Origin of the sequence: Effusibacillus lacus, assembly GCF_002335525.1 — a bacterium.
Classification (GTDB): Bacteria; Bacillota; Bacilli; order Tumebacillales; family Effusibacillaceae; genus Effusibacillus; species Effusibacillus lacus.
This window is the reverse complement of record NZ_BDUF01000059.1, coordinates 41,976-60,851: the sequence shown is the minus strand read 5'-3', so window position 1 is coordinate 60,851 and position 18,876 is coordinate 41,976. Positions and strand designations below refer to the sequence as shown.

Sequence of the window (18,876 nt, the reverse complement as noted above, 5' to 3'; positions counted from 1 at the left end):
TGCCGTGTAGTTCTTATTGCTCCTGCATGGCCGCCCATTGTTCCTTGGTCAGGAGCACCTCGCGCGGTTTGGAACCTTCAAATGGTCCCACGATTCCCCTGTCCTCCATCTGGTCAATCAGACGAGCAGCCCTCGAATAGCCGACCTTCAAGCGTCGTTGAACCATGGATACAGAGGCCTGTTCCGATTCCACAACCAACTTTACCGCTTCCCAGAATAAGGAATCCAGATCTCCTTCCTCTGAAGAAGACTCCTCCTTGGTTGCGGACAAGTCCAAATGATAAGCGGCAGCCTGCTGTTCTTTGGCGTAAGATACAAGCCGTTCCACTTCCGTATCGGACAGAAACGCACCTTGTATCCGAATTGGTTTGGATTCCCCGACCGGCAAATAGAGCATATCGCCCCTCCCGAGCAGCCTCTCCGCTCCGCCCATGTCAAGGATCGTTCGGGAGTCCATTTGCGAAGATACGGCAAAAGCAATCCGTGACGGGATATTTGCTTTGATTACCCCTGTAATGACATCCACAGATGGGCGCTGGGTGGCAAGAATCAGATGAATCCCGGCCGCGCGAGCCATCTGGGCCAGTCGGCAAATGGCATCTTCCACGTCTCCGGGCGCCACCATCATCAAATCGGCCAACTCATCAATAATTACAACAATAAAGGGCAGCGGCTGCTGGCCTCTTTCTGTCAGTACCGCGTTATATCCCTCCATGTTGCGGGTGCCCTCTTTGGCAAAGAGCTCATAGCGTTGTTCCATCTCCTGCACCACTTTTTTCAAGGCATAGGCAGCCCGTCTGGGATCTGTCACAACCGGCGCCAGCAGGTGAGGGATCCCGTTGTATACGTTTAATTCCACCATCTTGGGATCGATCATGATGAACTTGACCTCACTTGGCTTGGCTTTATATAGAATAGAAGTAATGATGCCGTTGATACACACCGATTTGCCTGAACCTGTGGCTCCTGCAACCAGCAGATGCGGCATTTTGGCCAAATTGCCGACAATTGGCGCGCCGGATATGTCCCTCCCAAGAGCAATTGATAACTTGGAGGGAGCCGTTTGAAACTCGGTTGATTCAATCACTTCCCTTAATGTGACAATGGCCACTTCCCGATTGGGAACTTCAATTCCAACCGCGGCCTTCCCGGGAATAGGAGCCTCAATTCGGATATCCCTGGCAGCCAGAGCCAACGCAAGATCATCTGCCAGATTCACAATTCTTGAAACCTTTACACCAACAGCCGGCTGGATTTCATATCGGGTAACGGTGGGTCCCCTGTGGGCTTCCGTTACCTTGACCTGTACTCCGAAGCTGGCAAGGGTTTCCTGCAGCTTCAACGCGTTGCTTTCCAAATCCTTGCGATCCCCTCCGGATCTTGGGCCGTAAGGCGCTTCCAACAATGACAAAGACGGCAGCTCATATGTATCATCCTGAGTCATGGTCTGCAATACCAGAGGGTCTGTCGATTCATAATCGGGGATTGCCTCTTTCAATGGCTTTACGGCCCCCCGGTCTTTGTATCGAATGGTGATTTGAGCCGGGTTCTTCTCTTTACCGGCAGGTTTGTCCGGAAACGGATGCTTGTTCTCTTCCATTAGCTGGTCCGCAAAATCCATGATCTTGAGCGATGTTTCGGCGTCCTGGCCCATCTCAACGGCAGCCGCAGCATCAGCCGCTTCTGGAGGGGCAGGCCTATACCGGCTCTTGTTTTTCTTTGCGTCTCTATTACTGGAATCCGGGGAGGTCTTCAGCAGATCCCAAGTTTCTTTGACATTCTCTTTCATCTTGCCAAAGCGTCCTGCACCATACTGTAGGACCTTGCCCAATACGGCCACCATTGATCGTCCGAAAATCATAAGCAAAGATATGGCACCAGATATAACCAGGACAAAGAGGGTACCTGCCGTGTCAAACAGCTTGTGCATCAGAGAAAACAGAACGTATCCGATCACCCCGCCGCCTGCAGTCGGCGGGGAGGTAACCGCTCCGGAGATTTTGGCTGAATATAGAGTTTCGATCCGGTTCACTGTCACCCGCCAAAGTTCCGGTTCCTTACCGGAGGGAGGCACTATCCTGGTGTAAAGATCCCAGTGACTCAATGCAAGCAACACCATGATCAACAACAATATACCCTTATGCCGCATCGTCAGACGCAAAGGTTGTCGTTTGACCATAATGTACAAAGCGGCGCCAATCAAATAGATTCCGACCAACCAATACGAATTCCCTGCAAGATACATAAACAACCGCGCTATCGTCCTGCCAACAGGCCCCATAAGGGCCAAAGAGAGACCGGCAACAGCCAGCAGCAGAAGGCCGATAATCTCATACTTGATAACCTGTTTTGTTTGTGAAACCGCATTCTTTTTCTTTTTCCCCATATTTCCCGCTCCATTTTCGGAAACTGCATGCTTTGCATTACCAATGCAAGAGAATTCAGTAATCCTACTGTGCAAAGAAAGAGCACCCATAGGGTGCCTTTCCGTTTTATAGTAATTGTTTCTTCAAGAAACGGATTTTTCCTGCATCAAAGCGCCAATTTAACCGATTCATTACAAAGAAGTTCCTGTTGCGGTTAACGGAACAATGGAGCCAGGTGCCAGATGCGGATTTAAATAATCGTATGGATTGGCCGACAATAAACGAACCACCCTGCCGAATCCCTGTCCGCAGGGTTCCACAAACATCCGGATTCCTTGATATTCGGTTTCGATCCAGTTGCAAGTCATTGAATCAAATCCTTCAAACACTGATTCCAGTGGTATCGCGGCCCAATACAGCATGGTCATCACTGCACAGCTCCCATCGTGATCCGTTGACGGTGTTCCTCAATCAGTTGGTTCAATTTCCTAAGCGCCTCTCCCAAACCGCCAAGTTCATCAATCAGGCCGTATTCAACCGCATCCTTGCCAACCACCGTCGTGCCAATATCCCTTGCCAGTTCACCGGTCGTCAGCATCAGTTCACGGAACTTGGCCTCACTGATCTTGGAGTTTTTTGTTACAAAACGGATGACCCGTTCCTGCATTTTTTCAAGGTATTCAAAAGATTGAGGCACCCCTATCACCAAGCCTGTCAAACGGATCGGGTGAATGGTCATGGTGGCCGTCTCACTGATAAAAGAGTGTCGGGAAGCAACAGCAATCGGAACACCAATCGAATGCCCCCCGCCAAGTACCAATGATACAGTAGGCTTGGACATAGAAGCGATCATCTCGGCAATGGCAAGACCGGCTTCCACATCGCCGCCGACCGTGTTCAGGATGATCAAGACCCCTTCAATCTTGTCATTTTGTTCCGCTGCCACCAGTTGAGGAATGATGTGTTCATATTTGGTGGTTTTGTTTTGCGGAGGCAGCACCAGATGGCCTTCCACTTGACCGATGATGGAAACGCAAAAAATATTGCTTTCATCACTTTGGGCTACACGGGTCTGACCTAAACTTTCGATATTTTCAAGAACGGGGTTGGATTTGGCTTCCTTTGGCGCCTGTGGATTCGGCTGAGCCTCCGGAATGGAACCAGGATTCAGGCCGGGTGCCGAAGGGGCAACCGGAGCGTCCATCTGGGGAAACATCCAATTTTCATTATGCATTTGCGCCTGTCACTCCTTTATACGTTTCGCAAGTAGTATGATTCACCTCACCCGAATAAATGCAAAAAAGCCTGATGTTTCCATCAGACTTCTTTCGGTGGTTTAAACTTCCATTATGATCGGGAGAATCATCGGCCGTCTGCGGGTTTGTTCATACAAATAACGCCCCAATGCGTCCCTTACCCCATTTTTTAAAGAGGACCATTCATTGACATTTTCGGAGACCAATTTGGCAAGTGTCTGCATAACAATCTTGTTGGCCTCTTCCAGAAGTTCTTCCGATTCCCTGACATACACAAAGCCACGAGAAATAATATCAGGCCCTGAGAGAATCGTCCCGTCCTGTTTGGACAATGTGACAACCACAACCAGGATTCCATCCTGGGAAAGGAGTTTGCGATCCCGCAACACAATGTTGCCCACATCCCCGACACCCAAACCGTCTATCAGCACGTTTCCAGCCGTGTATTTGGGCCCAAGGCGTCCTTTGCCGCCCTGAAACTCAATGGAATCACCAATATCAACGATAAAGATGTTCTCCGGGTCTACGCCGGTAGCGATAGCCAATTCGGAATGCCGTTTCAACATGCGGTATTCTCCATGAACTGGTACAAAGTACTTGGGTCGAACCAAACTCAACATCAGCTTCAATTCTTCCTGGCTGGCATGCCCGGAAACGTGAACGCCGGAAACGGACTGGTAAATCACGTTGGCTCCGATTCGGAACAACTGGTCAATTGTACGAGATATATACTTTTCGTTGCCGGGAATTGGCGAAGAAGCAATGATGACGGTATCCCCCGGCATCACTTCCACCTTGCGATGGGTAGCCCGTGCCATGCGTGTTAACGCAGACATCGGTTCTCCCTGGCTGCCGGTGGACAGAATGGCAATTCTATTTGCCGGCAGTTTATTAATTTCGTCCAACTCCACCAAGGTTCCCGGATTAATGCGAATATACCCAAGTTCATGGGCCACGGTGATATTATTAACCATACTTCGACCGACAATTGCCAGATTACGGCCATACTTCTCTGCTGCAGCAATGATCTGTTGAATTCTGTGCAGGTTTGAAGAGAACGTGGCAATAATTACTCTTCCTTCAGCTGTGGCAAAACAATCGTTAATCGTTTGTCCCACTACCCGCTCTGACATGGTATAACCGGGGCGTTCTGCATTGGTGCTGTCAGAAAGCAAGGCCAGGACACCTTTTTCTCCCAATTGGGCCAATTTGAAAAAGTCGGCCTTCTGACCGTCAACAGGCGTAAAGTCAAACTTGAAGTCACCGGTATGAACAACGACACCTTCGGGGGTGTCTATAGCGAAACCGACCGTGTCCGGAATACTATGGTTGTTCTGAAATACGCTGACGGTAAATTCACCGGATTTGATGACGCTCTGGTTGGTTATCGGATTTAATTTGGCCGTTTCCAGCAACCCGTGTTCCCGCAGCTTTCCTTCAACCAGCCCCAATGTCAATCTGGTTCCGAAGACGGGAACATTCAGGCTCTTTAACAGATACGGCAGTCCACCGATATGATCCTCATGCCCGTGCGTCAAAAAAACTCCACGTACCTTGGATTTGTTCTCAATCAGATACGTGATGTCGGGAATAACAATGTCAATTCCCAGCATTTCTTCCTCGGGAAACTTTAATCCGGCGTCAATTACAATGATGTCGTTCCCGTAGGTGTAAACAGTCATATTCTTGCCGATCTCACCGACTCCGCCCAACGGAATGATCGACAATTTGTTTTGTGTCTTGCTCAAAACTACACCTCCATAAAAATACTGCTTCGTACAATTCGAATTACTTGCCCCAGTTCGTGTTCAATTAACCCGCACCAGTCACTTGCCATCATTATACATGAACCGAACATGCCGACACAAGGTTGCCGTCGCTAATAGTATGTACAAGAAAAAAAGAGCCTTTACAGGCTCCGGCAGAATGGTATTTAGAGGGAATCGTGCCAATCGCTGAGCAGAGTACGCAACGATTGAACCGTTTTCTCATCAGCCTCCACCAACGGCAAGCGCACACCACCGGCAGGAACTCCAATCAGGGACAACGCTGCTTTCACCGGCGCCGGGCTTGGCATCTGGAACAATCCTTCGAAGATCGGAAGCAGCTTGTTGTGCAGCAGGGTGGCTTTTGCCAATTGCCCTTCGACAAAGGAATCAATCAGTTCTTTTATTTGCAGTCCCACCACATGAGAAGCTACGGAAACAACCCCATATCCCCCCAATGCCAAAAATGGCAACAAGGTTCTGTCGTTCCCCGCATAAACCGTCAAGTTGGCAGGAGCGTTTGCCAAGAGGTTCAGAACTTGCCCAAAGTCCTCCGACGCCTCTTTTGTGGCGACTATGTTCGGGATCTCTGCCAGCTGCAATTGTGTTTGCACATTGATATTGCTGGAAGTACGTGTGGGAACATTGTAGATCATGTTCGGCAATGGAGTGGCTTCCGCAATTGCTTTAAAATGCCGGTATAATCCTTCCTGGGAAGGCCGATTGTAATAAGGAGCCACTACCAGCAACCCGTCAACCCCGCATTGTTCCGCTTCTTTGGAAAAGTTGACGGAAGCGGCGGTATTATTGGAACCTGTTCCGGCTATTACCTTCGCCCTGCCGTCTGCCAGTTCCACCACTTTTTTGAACAGGGCAAGTTTTTCCTCATGGGACAGCGTTGGCGATTCCCCTGTTGTACCGGATACCACAATCGATTCGGTACCGGTCCGCAACAAATGTTCAACCACTTTCTCCAGCCGTCCGTAATCAATTCTCAAATTGTCGTCAAATGGCGTCACCATCGCGGTGACAATTCTCCCAAAATGCAAAGGATCCACCACCTAAATCAAATGCTGTAGTCAACTCAAGCATGAAGTTTGAACTTTCTGTGCAGGGCCCGGACTGCTTTGACCATGTCTTCCTCCCGGACCAAACACCAGATTGTGGTATGAGAATCCGCCGATTGCAGAACTTCAATGCCTTCGGCAGTCAATGCTTCCAAAATGGTTGCCATGACCCCAGGTACACCTGCAATTCCTGCACCTACGGCCGATACTTTCGCACAGTTTGAAAGGACTTCCGGTTGGAACCCTAAATCCAGCAGAACCCCAACTGCCTTCTCTACATCCTCATTGCTGACCGTAAAGGCAACACCCGTAGGTGTAACGGAAATAAAATCAACCGAAATCTGGTTGTCCGCCATCGCCTTGAACACTTTTAACTGATTGCCTCCCGTTGGAGCACAATCCACTTTCAATTGGGTAATATTTGCAGTTTGCGTAATGCCTGTCAAAACCTGATCCTTGAAGGAACGGGGTTCCATCCTGTCATTTTCTGCCTGGCTGATGATCAGGGTACCCGGATCTTTTGACATGGTGGATCTTACTCTTACGGGAATGTTTTTTTGCATTGCGATTTCCACAGAACGAGGGTGAATCACTTTGGCTCCGGAATAGGCCAGGTTGCAGATTTCCGCATAGGTTACGGTTCGCAATTTTTTTGCATCGTCAACAATACGGGGATCGGCAGTCATGATTCCATCCACGTCCGTGAAGATGTCAACCACTTCCGCATTAAGGGCTACCCCCAATGCGGTTGCTGTTGTATCGCTTCCGCCGCGGCCCAGGGTCGTAATGTCCCCATTCCCTGCTGCTCCTTGAAATCCCGCAACGATAACCACTTTTCCCTCTTCCAGTTCCTTGAGAATTCGATCTGGAGTAACAGTTATGATTTGAGCGTTGGAATGGTCGTCGTTTGTTAGAATTCCTGCCTGGGCACCGGTTAATACACAATTGTCATAGCCCTTTTCTGTCAACAGGGAGGAAAAAACTACGGCTGAAATAATTTCACCACAGGACATTAATAAATCTTTCTCACGTTTTGCGCAATGTTCCGCAGAGTCAAGCAATCCCAGCAGAGTGTCAGTCGCGTAAGGATCCCCTTTTCGCCCCATCGCCGAAACAACAACGACTACATGATAACCATCTTTTACGGCATCTTTTATATGTTCAATGGCGAGCAGCCGTTTATCTTGGGTTGCTACCGAAGTCCCGCCAAATTTCTGAACGATGATGCGCATTGGCACACCTCTTCTATTTGGATTTCACCATGTGTTCCGCAATTTGGACCGCGTTCAATGCAGCGCCTTTCAGAACGTTGTCGGAAACAATCCACATGTTCAATCCCCGCGGATGGAACAGGTCTCTCCGAATCCTACCCACATAAGTATCGTACTGACCGGCCGCATCAATTGCCATGGGATATGTCTGTTCTGCCGGGTTGTCTATCACTTTCACACCGGATGCAGACTCAAGCAGTGAACGAACCTCGGTAAGGTCGAACGGTTTCCGGGTTTCCACGTATACCGACTCGGAATGCCCGTAAAAGACAGGGATCCGCACGCAAGTCGATGTAATCTGAATTGAATCGTCCCCGAAGATTTTGCGGGTTTCGTTTACCATTTTCATCTCTTCGCGGGTAAAGCCGTTCTCTTCAAACACGTCAATTTGCGGAATGGCGTTGAACGCAATTTGATAATGTTTTTTGAGAGATTTTACCGGAAGCACCTTTGGCTCAGCCGGTTGTCCATCCAATATGGCACGGGTTTGCTCACTCAATTCATCAATCGCCGCCTGACCTGAGCCAGACACGGCCTGGTAGGTGGAAACAATGATCCTCTCAATGCCATAAGCGTCATGAATTGGCTTTAATGCAACCACCATCTGAATTGTGGAGCAGTTCGGGTTTGCAATGATCCCGCTATGCTGGGAAATCATATGGGCGTTTACTTCCGGCACCACGAGAGGAACTTCCGGAAGCATACGGAAAGCACTTGTGTTGTCTATAACCACTGCGCCCCGTTCCACTGCGGCAGGCGCCAGCTTCTCGGAAACGGAACCGCCAGCGGAAAAGAGAGCAAAGTCGATTCCCGCAAATGCTTCCGGGACAGCTTCTTGTACTGTGTAAGTTTTTCCTTTGAAGGTTACTTGATGGCCAACCGATCTTGCAGACGCCAGAGGCCGCAACTCCCCAACCGGAAAGTCACGCTTTTCGAGAGTCTCCAACATCTTTTGTCCAACCGCACCTGTAACGCCGACAACTGCGACATTGTAAAGCTTTTTCCTCTCCATTTGCAGCAACTCCTTAAACCCACATGCAGCCGTGGCGCCCGGAAACTGTATGGGCTGTCACCTCGACCTCATGTTTAATATTTGTATCGCTCGATCAGAACCGGTTGCAATTGTTTCTTCTCCAACGCGGCTTCCAGCGTATCATAAACCAGATCCATCCTGGCCACAAGGGAGTTCATTTTTTTGTAAGGGTCATCTTGACCAAATGGTACCATAAAAATATTCTTGGCGGACATTAATTTTGCAATGTTTGACATATTTAGTCCAAGGCCGTCGTTCGTAGAAATGGCCAGCACCACCGGCCGGTCATTACGCATCGTGGCTTTGGCCGCCATCAGAACCGGAGAATCGGTCATCGCGTTCGCCAGTCTGGAGATGGTGTTGCCCGTACAGGGAGCAATCAGTAAAGCGTCCAGTTTCTTGCTCGGGCCAAGTGGTTCCGCTTCCACAATCGTTGTGATTGGTTTCTGTCGGGTCAGCTGTTCGATTTCCTCCACCCAAGCGTCCGCCTCAGCGAAACGGGTGTTGGTGGATTGAACGGTATAAGACAGAATCGGAACTACTGTGACGCCCAGCTCAACAAGCTTTTTCAAAACTGGCCGGATTTCGTCGTAGGTGCAATGGGAACCCGTAATTGCAAATCCGATTGTCTTGCCCTTAAGTTCCATGATTTACCTCCAGGATTATGCGTGATCCAAAACAAGGCGGCAAATCGTCTTCGCGATGATCTGTCCGGCTGTCTTGGGTGCAACGATTCCTGGCAAACTGGGGGCAAGCAGCGCTTTGATGCCTCTTTTTTCCGCAAACCGAAAATCGGTGCCGCCCGGACTGGATGCAATATCAATGATTACACAGGATTTCTTCATGCGAGACAAAACTTCCGAGGTGAGGATTTGGGCAGGTACGGTGTTGAAAACGATATCGGTTTGTTGTAATTCATAACTGATTTGGGACAAGGGAAATGCTTGAAATCCCATCTCCACAATTCTGGCAAGGTCTGATTCTTTTCGAGCACCGACTTTCACTTTGGCCCCAATTCCAGCACACATCCGCGCCAATGTAATCCCGCACCGCCCGAATCCCAAAACAGCAATTTCAGACCCGTGTATGGTAAAATCGGTGTTCTCCATGGCCATCTGAATAGCTCCTTCCGCGGAAGGAATGGAATTCAGAATGGCAACTTCATCAAGCTCCATCAATTTCACCAATTTCAGTCCGTGTCGTCGGCATGTCTCATTCAGGACCGTTCGGGCAATCCCGGTAAAAATCTTGCATCTCTTGGACAGGTTTGCAAAATGGTCATCCGAAAGCGTGATGGGCCTTGCCGAATATTTGGAAACGATTGTCCAATCATCACCCATTCCGGTGACCGGCAGGATTAACGCATCCAAATCCCGCAGAATGTCGGGTGTCAAGTTGGTCTTTACCGCATCGGCCATATTGATTTCCAAATCTTCAAACCCGATCAGGTACACGCTGGCGTCCAGGTCAAGAGCATGGGAAATCACCTCGACCATGCGGGCATCCCCACCCAGAACCGCCATCTTAATACCTGTTAACATCGGTCAGTTACCCCTTTCAAATCATTGTACGCGAAACATGTCAAATTTCAAGGAAAATCTGTGGCACAAAGCGCAGCCTGCCGCTTGCCGGTTCGCTGCACGTGCTCCATAGTATGCATGAGCCCAGAAGTCTGCTACATTTTAATGTCTTTCTTGTCTGTCAACTTTTGACTGCATTCGAGTCTATCAAAATCATGTCAGTCCCAATCTTTTGAACGGCATCCCAGGAAACCGTTTGTTCTTCGTTCTTCCTGCCAAAGGAAAACAAGCCTGAGTTCCCGGGCAGGACCAGGTAGCCGATTTTTCCCGTTTCCGTGTCAATCCACAAATCCGCATGTCCCAATGTCCCGATTTTTTCGCCGTTATGAACGTCTACCAGCATACGACCTACCAGTTCGCTCAATCTCATGACCGACTCCTCCGGCAATCTGCCAATTAGAATGATTCGTTATGTTTGTATGCTTGACGGAAATCAAAAAGTCCAAAAAACAAAACAGCCGCCCCTTTAGACGTCTGTCTCACGGGCAGCTGTTCTTCTGTTATTTGCCTGTAGATCCGAAGCCACCGGATCCCCGTTCTGTTTTCTCCAATTCGTCAACAACCTGCCAATTCGCTTGCAGTACGGGAGTAATCAACAATTGGCCAATTCGTTCCCCTTGGTTGACTGTATACTCCTGGTCGGACTGATTTAGGAGAACACAGATGATTTCACCGGTGTAATCACTGTCAATGACACCCACCGAGTTGGCCATAGTAATGCCATGTCTGGTCGCCAGCCCACTTCGCGGATAAACAAGTGCCACATAATCGCAAGAAGGCAACTGGATGGCAATTCCTGTCGGCACCCTTGCCCTCCCGCCGGGAGGAATGACAATCGGCTCCTCGATACAGGCGGACAAATCCATGCCAGCTGAGCCAGGTGTGGCATAAAAAGGCAGCGGGATGGTATCGCCTATCAGGGGAGACATTTTCTTAATCCTTACTTGCAACCGTTCCTTCATTTCCAGTCACCAGCCACTATTTCATCAATTCATGGGATATTCCAGTTCTTCAAAGGGGCCTATGGCTGCCAGAGCCATGGGCCCGCCGCATACTTTTGCCGCCACTTCACGAACTTGCTCCAGGGTTACTTCGTTAATCCTGCGGACTGTCTCGTCCATGGTAACCTGGCGGCCCAGCAGCAGTTCGTTTTTCCCCAAACGGCTCATTCTGGAGCTTGTGCTTTCAAGAGACAACATGAGTGATCCTTTGACTTGATCTTTCGCTTTTTTCAGTTCTTCAGCCGTAACGCCCTTATCAGCCAAATCTGATAATATCTGACCAAGCAAACAGATGGCATCCTGGGCTTGTTCGGGAGAAGTCCCCGTATATACGCCAAAAGTTCCGCCATCCCTGTAAGAGGAATAAAAACTGTACACGGAGTAGGCCATTCCCCTTTCCTCCCTGATTTCCTGGAACAAACGGGAACTGGAACTGCCGCCCACAATGTTGTTCAGAAGGATAAGGGGGTAGATTGACGGATCATCAAAAGCAAACCCTGAACCAGCCAGACAAATATGCGCCTGCTCCGTTGATTTCTTCCGAATCTGTTTGTTGGCATGAAACACCGGCGGGACCTGCTGGATAACAGGACGGCTTCCTGAAAGTCCCGCAAAAAAGTGTTCGGCCGCCTTGTGAGCATCGTCTGCTTTCACATTGCCGGCAATGGCCAATACCATATTGTCCGGTCTATAATGCAGCTTGAGATAATCGACCATATCTTCGCGAGTAAAAGACAGCAGGTTGGATTCCGATCCCAGAATCGTGTACCCCAGCGTATGATTTGGAAAAATGGTGGATGCCAGCAAGTCATGAACCTGATCATCCGGAGTATCCTCATACATTTTAATTTCTTCGATAATAACTTTCCGCTCTTTAGCCAATTCATCAGACGACAGCTTTGAATTGATGAGCATGTCAGCCAATGTTTCCAATGCAAGATTGAAATGTTCGTCCAATACTTTTGCGTAATAACAGGTGTATTCTTTGGAAGTAAAGGCGTTGACCTGTCCGCCGATCCCGTCAAACAACTCCGCAATCTGCCGGGCAGACAGTTTGTCGGTGCCTTTAAACATCATATGTTCGATAAAATGGGACATGCCGTTGGTTCGCTCGCTTTCGTCGCGAGATCCGGTGTTGATCCAAACGCCAAGCGATACGGAACGTACCGACGGAATCTCCTCAATTACAAGCCGCATTCCGTTTGAAAGTCTCCCCTGATAGAACAATGCCATCCTCCTCTTAACCAATACCTCTCATACACTATAGCAAACGCAACAGGTTCCTACAATGCAATTATTCAACCTCCCTTATTGGCGACAGCAATTCGCTCACCGTAACCAATTTAAACTGTTTTTTCTTCAGTTCTGGTATCATGATACGCAGTGCGTCCAACGTAGGTTCTGTGGGGTGCATCAAAACCATGGCGCCATTTCGAGCTTTGGGCAGAATACGATTGATGATCGATTCCTTCGGAGGCTTGTGCCAGTCCACCGTGTCCAATGTCCAAAGAACGGTTCCCATTCCTTGTTCCCTGGCCAGCCGGACAGTCATCTCATTGTAGGAGCCCGACGGCGGCGCAAACCACTTGCTGTCTACCGCCAATTCCGTGCGAATCAATTCCTGGGTCTTGACGATTTGTTGCTTTTGCTGGTCAGGAGACAATGCCGCCATATTCGGGTGTGAATACGCGTGATTTCCGATCTCATGACCTTCAGCGACAATCCTCTTGGCCACCTCTTGGTTTTTGGCAAGCCAGGAACCGTCCAGAAAAAATGTTGCCTTTACCTTATTGGCTTTCAGAACTTGAAGAATTCCGTCCAAATGCTCAGTTCCCCATGCCACGTTAATCATCAACGCCATCTGATTCTTTTCCGGATTCCCCTGATACACAGGCAGGTTGGGGTAATCAGTCATCTTCACCTTCGGTTCGATTTGCTTGTACACATAGCGAACGGGCACCTCTTCGCCGTGTTCCATGAATCTTGCCCAGGTGGTTTCAATATCCAGTTCAATCCCGTTCAGTTCCGGTATCACATTGGGTTTCCCCGCTTTGCTGACGACTGCGTCCACCGGCCGCTTGAAGTGTTTGGCCGCTTCTTTTTGCAGGTCTTCGCGGGTAAGTTTTCTTCCGATTTGCACATCTGTTTTTTCCATCTGTCCTGTAAGCAATGATCCGCTTACACCCCCGGCCAGCAAAATGCAAAGTACACTCGCCAACCAACGCATCGCCTTACCCCCCTTGTAAGAATTCGGTTTTATTTTGTACAAAAAAAAAAGAAAAGAGCCAGTCGACTGACTCTTTTCCAATTTATACTTGATTTTCGTTTCGTCGACGGGGAGGACGATCTCCGCGATCTCCACGGTTCGGTCGGTTATCCCGCTCTCTGCGGGGCGCGGATGTCGGATCTTCCGCAGGTTCACCGCGCAGTTCACGAAGGGCAGCTTTGCGCGACAGATTGACTCTTCCTTGCGGATCGATTTCTGTAACCTTAACCAGGATTTCATCCCCGACTTTTACAACATCTTCTGTTTTCTCCACCCGTTCTTCTGCCAAATGAGAAATGTGAACGAGCCCTTCTTTGCCGGGGAGAACCTCCACAAACGCTCCGTATTTCTCAACTCGGGTTACACGCCCGTTATAAATCCTGCCCACTTCTACTTCCGCCACGATTCCTTCAATAATGGAACGGGCTTTCTCACCGGCTTCCAGGTCGCTGGTGGCTATGAAGATGCGTCCGTCTTGTTCGATGTCGATTTTGACCCCGGTCTCTTCAATGATCTTGTTGATCACGCGGCCGCCTGGTCCAATGACTTCACGGATCTTGTCAGGGTTGATTCGCATGGTGATAATGCGAGGAGCATATTTGGACAGTTCTGCACGGGGCTTGTCAATCGCTTCCAACATCTTGCCCAAAATGTGCATGCGTCCTCTGTGGGCCTGTTCCAGAGCCTGTTTCAGAATATCACGAGTAAGCCCTTTAATCTTGATGTCCATCTGCAGAGCGGTGACCCCATTGGCGGTTCCAGCCACCTTAAAGTCCATATCTCCCAGATGATCTTCCATTCCTTGAATGTCAGTCAATACGGCATATTGGTCGCCTTCCGCCACAAGGCCCATTGCCACACCCGCCACAGGAGCTTTGATCGGCACCCCCGCGTCCATCATGGCAAGACAAGAAGCGCAGATGCTTGCCTGCGAGGTCGAACCATTGGATTCCAGCACTTCCGATACCAGACGAATCGTGTAAGGAAACTCCTCTTCGGTTGGAATGACGACTTCAAGTGCCCTTTCCCCCAACGCTCCATGCCCGATTTCGCGCCGTCCCGGAGGGCGCAGCGGCCGGGCTTCCCCTACGGAAAACGGCGGGAAATTGTAGTGATGCATGAATCGTTTCGACTCTTCCAGATCCAAACCGTCGAGAATCTGAACATCGCCCAGAGCGCCCAGAGTACAGATGGACAAAGCCTGGGTTTGCCCCCGGGTAAACAAACCTGAACCGTGTGTTCGGGGCAGTACGGAGACTTCGCTGGTAATCGGGCGGACTTCATCCAGCGCTCTTCCATCGGGACGAACTCCCTCAAATATTATGGCTCTGCGAACTTCCTCTTTCACAATGTTGTACAGTACTTCCTTAATGTCAGCAATTTGTTCGTTTGTCAACTCCGGATTCTGTTCCTGCATATAGGCCAAGACTTCTTCCTTGACCGCAGTAATTGCTTCTTCCCTTGCATGTTTTTCCGGAGTCCGGATGGCCAGTTTCAACTTCTCTGTCGCATACTCCCGCACTTGACGATCGATGGTTTCATCCACACTGTGAAGCACTACTTCCATCTTTGGCAGGCCAACAGCCTGTTGAATTTCCTCCTGAAAAGCGACCAATCGTTTGATTTCTTCGTGTCCGAACATAATCGCTTCCAACATTACATCCTCCGGCACTTCATTCGCTCCGGCTTCCACCATCACGATGGCATCCTTTGTACCGGCAACCGTAAGGTGCATATCGCTTCTTTCAGCCTGTTCAACTGTCGGATTGATCACAAACTGTCCATCCACCCGTCCGACAATGACCCCCGCGATGGGACCCTCAAAAGGTACGTCCGATATCGACAATGCCACGGAGGTTCCAATCATCCCGGCAATTTCCGGAACGCAGTCCTGATCCACAGACATTACGATATCCACAATTTGAACGTCATTGCGAAATCCTTCGGGAAACAACGGACGAATCGGGCGATCGATCAAACGGCTGGCCAGAATCGCCTTCTCGCTTGGTCGGCCTTCCCGCTTGATAAAGCCCCCCGGTATCTTGCCAACAGAATAGAGCCGCTCTTCATAGTTAACCGTCAGCGGAAAGAAATCAAGGTCCTTCGGCTCTTTGGAAGCGGTGACAGTAGCCAGAACCGCTGTATCTCCATACCGGACCATAACAGCCGCATTGGCCTGTTTCGCGAACTTGCCCGTCTCAATGCTTAACTTTCTTCCTGCAAGTTCGGTTTCAAAAACTCGATGTGGAATTCCTTGTTGCATTTAGGCAATAAGCCTCCCTTCGAACAACTGTACCAACAACAAACAGATTATGTACATAAACATAGTAGATTTCGGCATATGGTCAGTATTTCCTTCTTTTTGCAACAAAAAACAAGAAGCGGGAGGAGTTCCCGCTTCCTGGTTATTTGCGCAAGCCCAACTTTTCTACAACCGCACGGTAACGGTTGACGTCCTTCTTGCGGAGATAGTTCAACAAGTTACGGCGATGCCCGACCATCTTGAGAAGCCCACGACGGGAGTGGTGATCCTTCTTGTGGACGCGCAAGTGATCGTTGAGGTAGTTGATTTTGTTTGTCAAAATCGCAATTTGCACTTCAGGAGACCCTGTATCGCTTGCATGGACTTTGAACTCGTCAATCAGGGCTTGTTTTTGTTCTGCCGACAACGACATGCTGCGTCACCTCCTTTGCTTTATGGTATCCCCCCAGCCCAGAATTCGTCGAGGTACTCGAAATCCGCGCTAAGGTTCATTTCCCGATGACTGTAATGACCAGTCTGCCTTGGGCAATGTCCTTTGCCACAATGTCAAACGTTCGTCCTGACAGTGACATGAATCCTCGAAAGCGCGTTGCAATCGGGACGCTGCCGGGGATCTGGTTGGCGGCCCGGATAATGTCTTCCACCCGAATCCCGCGTTGTCGCTCCTCATGCAGCCTTTGTCTGGCATGAACAGTGACAATAACCTTCATCGTCAATTAAAAGGTTCGACAGAACCTTCAAATTCACTGTCCGCTTCCACAAAAAGCGAGAACAGAGCGTCTTGAAAAGCTGCAAGGTACGGGTCGGTTATGCCGCTTTTGCGGTACAACTTGACCATTTCCCGGTTCAATCGCTGAAATTCTTCACTTTTGCAGATGCGGGCAACTTCCCGGCACAACTGAAAAAGACGGGCGTCACGCGAGTCAACGGAAGGGTATTTCACGGCACATGCCCCCTCACAGCCAGATTGTGCTGTCAAGATTGGCTTCCGTTCAATACCACGTTGTAGTATAGCACAGATCCTGACGGGAGTAAACAGACAGCACTTGGTTGCTTCAGTCTATGCCCCGATTCTTTGTCCTATGATATATCGTATTATTCGTGCCACGTTGCAAGCACCGGGTCACGCTGCGCGGGGTCCGGAAAACTACCTGAGTCGTCGCTTCGCCTCGGCTATATCGGCCCCAATTTGGTCGATAAGCTCCCGGGCGGAATTGAATTTTTTCTCGGCGCGGAGAAAGTCTATGAATTCAACACTGATCTGGCGGTGATAAATGTCGCCGGAAAAGTCAAACAGATGCGCTTCCAGTGTGACCTGATTTTCCGTGTCATGAAAAGTGGGCTTATATCCAACATTCATCAAGCCGTTGTATATGTTTTCCGATCCTGACAGGTAACCTTTGATCAAATAGACACCCGTTCGCGGAAGCACAAATTTGTGCGAAGGAGCAATGTTGGCCGTTGGGAATCCCAGATGTTTGCCACGCCCCTCGCCACGAACAATCTCCCCGACGATCTCATAGGGTTTGCCAAGCAGTTCGGCAGCCAGCTTCACCTCTCCCAAGAGGAGTTTTTCCCGGATGAAAGAAGACGAAATTTTTTCCCCGTAAAGATTGACTGCCGGAACAATGTGCACAGTTTTGCCTGCCTGTTCAACCAACCCCTTTAACACCGATGCATCTGCCCGTCCTCCAGCGCCAAACCGGTAGTCAAATCCTACCACCACCGCCGCCGCATTCAACCTCCAGAGATAATCTTCCACAAACCCGCCGGATGAAACGGCAGCAAACCGCTTGTCAAAATGGATCACATAACAAATGTCAACGTTCAATTCTTTCAACAATTTGAGCTTTATCGGCAGGGGAGTCAGCTGTTGGTCATAGTTGGAGCCTACCCCCAAAACTTGACGGGGATGCGGGTCAAAGGTCATCACAGCCAGTTTAACGCCCTTATGGTTGGCAATTGTTCTGGCTTCCTCGACAATCTGCCTGTGCCCTTTGTGCACTCCGTCAAAATTCCCCAGCGCCATCACACTAGGCTCATATGTTTGGTTCCCCGGTAATCCGGCAATCCGAACTGTCTTCACAGTTCCAGCCTCCCCTGCTGCTTAAACACTTTCTCCGGCTTGGTACGAATGGTTTGTCCGTCCGTTTCCACAACCCGATATATCGCCAGAAGTTTTCCTTCACGGGTTTGGATCCGCAACAGGCTTCCCGTCACCAAAGGCAAGTCTTTCGCCGGAAAATGCATTTCCATTCCGTTGATCACTCGTCTCTCCAGTTTATCGCTAATTGCTTGCACCGGAAGGTACTCCACTGCGGCAGATAGCGGCAACAATAAGTTCTCTACCGTTGCTTCCGTTTGCGCCTGTTCGATTTCCTCCAAAGTATGAGCCATTTCCAGCGAAAAGGGGCCTGATTTTGTCCGGGTAAGTGCTGACATATGGGCCGGAACTCCAAGTGCCTGTCCCAAGTCATGACAAAGTGTCCGGACATAGGTTCCCTTCGAACATTCGACCAGAAATCGAACGCTTGGCAATTTCCGTTGCAGGTTCATTTCAAGCACCTGCAGCGAATATATGGTTACTTTCCGGGGAGGCAAGGACACAGACTCCCCTTTTCTGGCAAGGTCGTAAGCCCGTTTCCCGCCAATTTTTACAGCGGAGAAAGCGGGAGGCACCTGTTCAATTTCACCGACAAAACGGGCGATCCCCTTGACAATCTGTTCTTCCGTCAAGTTGACCTGTTCGACCTTTTCCAACACTTCCCCTGATGCATCCTGAGTGTCAGTGGAGAAGCCGAATGTCACTTCCCCGATATAGGTCTTGTTCTGGTCAAGCATATACTCCGCAACTCTGGTGGCATGCCCGATACAAATCGGAAGGACACCGTCAACATCGGGGTCAAGGGTACCGGTATGTCCCACTTTCCTGACACCCAGTATTCTTTTGATTCTGCCGACCACCTGTTGCGAGGTCATCCCTCTGGGCTTATGTATTACGAGGATT

The 18,876-nt window shown here is 49.7% G+C and carries 19 protein-coding genes; all 19 read right to left on the bottom strand.

Translation table 11 applies throughout. The annotated features are described in order from the left end of the window. Nucleotides 1–13: 13 nt before the first annotated feature. Nucleotides 14–2,386, bottom strand: coding sequence for an FtsK/SpoIIIE family DNA translocase (locus tag EFBL_RS11695; RefSeq protein ID WP_096182310.1), 2,373 nt, complete (start codon nucleotides 2,384–2,386; stop codon nucleotides 14–16). A gap of 171 nt (nucleotides 2,387–2,557) precedes the next feature. Further along, a complete protein-coding gene (locus tag EFBL_RS11690; RefSeq protein ID WP_096182309.1) occupies nucleotides 2,558–2,794 on the bottom strand; it encodes a YlzJ-like family protein in 237 nt (78 codons plus the stop codon). Beyond that, the gene (locus EFBL_RS11685) at nucleotides 2,794–3,570 is read right to left on the bottom strand and encodes a ClpP family protease (protein WP_131927731.1); all 777 of its coding nucleotides are present in this window, start codon (nucleotides 3,568–3,570) and stop codon (nucleotides 2,794–2,796) included. The genes EFBL_RS11690 and EFBL_RS11685 overlap by 1 nt, the downstream gene beginning before the upstream one ends. A gap of 132 nt (nucleotides 3,571–3,702) precedes the next feature. Next, entirely contained in the window at nucleotides 3,703–5,370 is a 1,668-nt protein-coding gene (locus EFBL_RS11680) for a ribonuclease J (protein WP_096182307.1), read from the bottom strand. Between the two features lie 185 nt (nucleotides 5,371–5,555). Next, on the bottom strand, nucleotides 5,556–6,437 hold the full coding sequence (gene dapA, locus EFBL_RS11675) for a 4-hydroxy-tetrahydrodipicolinate synthase (protein WP_096182306.1): 882 nt from the start codon (nucleotides 6,435–6,437) through the stop codon (nucleotides 5,556–5,558). Nucleotides 6,438–6,472: 35 nt separating this feature from the next. Continuing rightward, on the bottom strand, nucleotides 6,473–7,687 hold the full coding sequence (gene dapG, locus EFBL_RS11670; RefSeq protein ID WP_096182305.1) for an aspartate kinase: 1,215 nt from the start codon (nucleotides 7,685–7,687) through the stop codon (nucleotides 6,473–6,475). 13 nt (nucleotides 7,688–7,700) lie between these two features. Then, on the bottom strand, nucleotides 7,701–8,738 hold the full coding sequence (locus EFBL_RS11665) for an aspartate-semialdehyde dehydrogenase (RefSeq protein WP_096182304.1): 1,038 nt from the start codon (nucleotides 8,736–8,738) through the stop codon (nucleotides 7,701–7,703). Nucleotides 8,739–8,812: 74 nt separating this feature from the next. Beyond that, nucleotides 8,813–9,406, bottom strand: coding sequence for a dipicolinate synthase subunit B (locus EFBL_RS11660; protein ID WP_096182303.1), 594 nt, complete (start codon nucleotides 9,404–9,406; stop codon nucleotides 8,813–8,815). A gap of 15 nt (nucleotides 9,407–9,421) precedes the next feature. Further along, on the bottom strand, nucleotides 9,422–10,300 hold the full coding sequence (gene dpsA, locus EFBL_RS11655) for a dipicolinate synthase subunit DpsA (RefSeq protein WP_096182302.1): 879 nt from the start codon (nucleotides 10,298–10,300) through the stop codon (nucleotides 9,422–9,424). Nucleotides 10,301–10,460: 160 nt separating this feature from the next. Then, nucleotides 10,461–10,709 carry a YlmC/YmxH family sporulation protein gene (locus EFBL_RS11650; protein WP_096182301.1) on the bottom strand — a complete coding sequence of 83 codons (249 nt, stop codon included), beginning with the start codon at nucleotides 10,707–10,709 and terminating at the stop codon, nucleotides 10,461–10,463. A 130-nt stretch (nucleotides 10,710–10,839) separates the two neighbouring features. Next, a complete protein-coding gene (dut, locus tag EFBL_RS11645) occupies nucleotides 10,840–11,301 on the bottom strand; it encodes a dUTP diphosphatase (RefSeq protein WP_096182300.1) in 462 nt (153 codons plus the stop codon). A 24-nt stretch (nucleotides 11,302–11,325) separates the two neighbouring features. Next, complete coding sequence (locus EFBL_RS11640) at nucleotides 11,326–12,573, bottom strand: M16 family metallopeptidase (RefSeq protein ID WP_231705780.1); 1,248 nt, start codon at nucleotides 12,571–12,573, stop codon at nucleotides 11,326–11,328. Between the two features lie 61 nt (nucleotides 12,574–12,634). Continuing rightward, complete coding sequence (locus EFBL_RS11635; protein ID WP_096182299.1) at nucleotides 12,635–13,567, bottom strand: polysaccharide deacetylase family protein; 933 nt, start codon at nucleotides 13,565–13,567, stop codon at nucleotides 12,635–12,637. Between the two features lie 82 nt (nucleotides 13,568–13,649). Continuing rightward, nucleotides 13,650–15,869, bottom strand: coding sequence for a polyribonucleotide nucleotidyltransferase (pnp, locus tag EFBL_RS11630; RefSeq protein WP_096182298.1), 2,220 nt, complete (start codon nucleotides 15,867–15,869; stop codon nucleotides 13,650–13,652). Between the two features lie 142 nt (nucleotides 15,870–16,011). Then, nucleotides 16,012–16,281 carry a 30S ribosomal protein S15 gene (gene rpsO, locus EFBL_RS11625; protein WP_096182297.1) on the bottom strand — a complete coding sequence of 90 codons (270 nt, stop codon included), beginning with the start codon at nucleotides 16,279–16,281 and terminating at the stop codon, nucleotides 16,012–16,014. A gap of 76 nt (nucleotides 16,282–16,357) precedes the next feature. Then, nucleotides 16,358–16,579, bottom strand: coding sequence for a hypothetical protein (locus EFBL_RS11620; RefSeq protein ID WP_096182296.1), 222 nt, complete (start codon nucleotides 16,577–16,579; stop codon nucleotides 16,358–16,360). A gap of 2 nt (nucleotides 16,580–16,581) precedes the next feature. After that, complete coding sequence (locus EFBL_RS11615) at nucleotides 16,582–16,812, bottom strand: hypothetical protein (protein WP_096182295.1); 231 nt, start codon at nucleotides 16,810–16,812, stop codon at nucleotides 16,582–16,584. Nucleotides 16,813–17,016: 204 nt separating this feature from the next. Continuing rightward, nucleotides 17,017–17,955: a riboflavin biosynthesis protein RibF gene (gene ribF / locus EFBL_RS11610; protein ID WP_096182294.1), complete on the bottom strand. Its 939-nt coding sequence runs from the start codon at nucleotides 17,953–17,955 to the stop codon at nucleotides 17,017–17,019. After that, nucleotides 17,952–18,848: a tRNA pseudouridine(55) synthase TruB gene (gene truB / locus EFBL_RS11605; protein WP_165912627.1), complete on the bottom strand. Its 897-nt coding sequence runs from the start codon at nucleotides 18,846–18,848 to the stop codon at nucleotides 17,952–17,954. Before truB ends, ribF begins: the two co-directional genes overlap by 4 nt. Nucleotides 18,849–18,876: the final 28 nt, after the last annotated feature.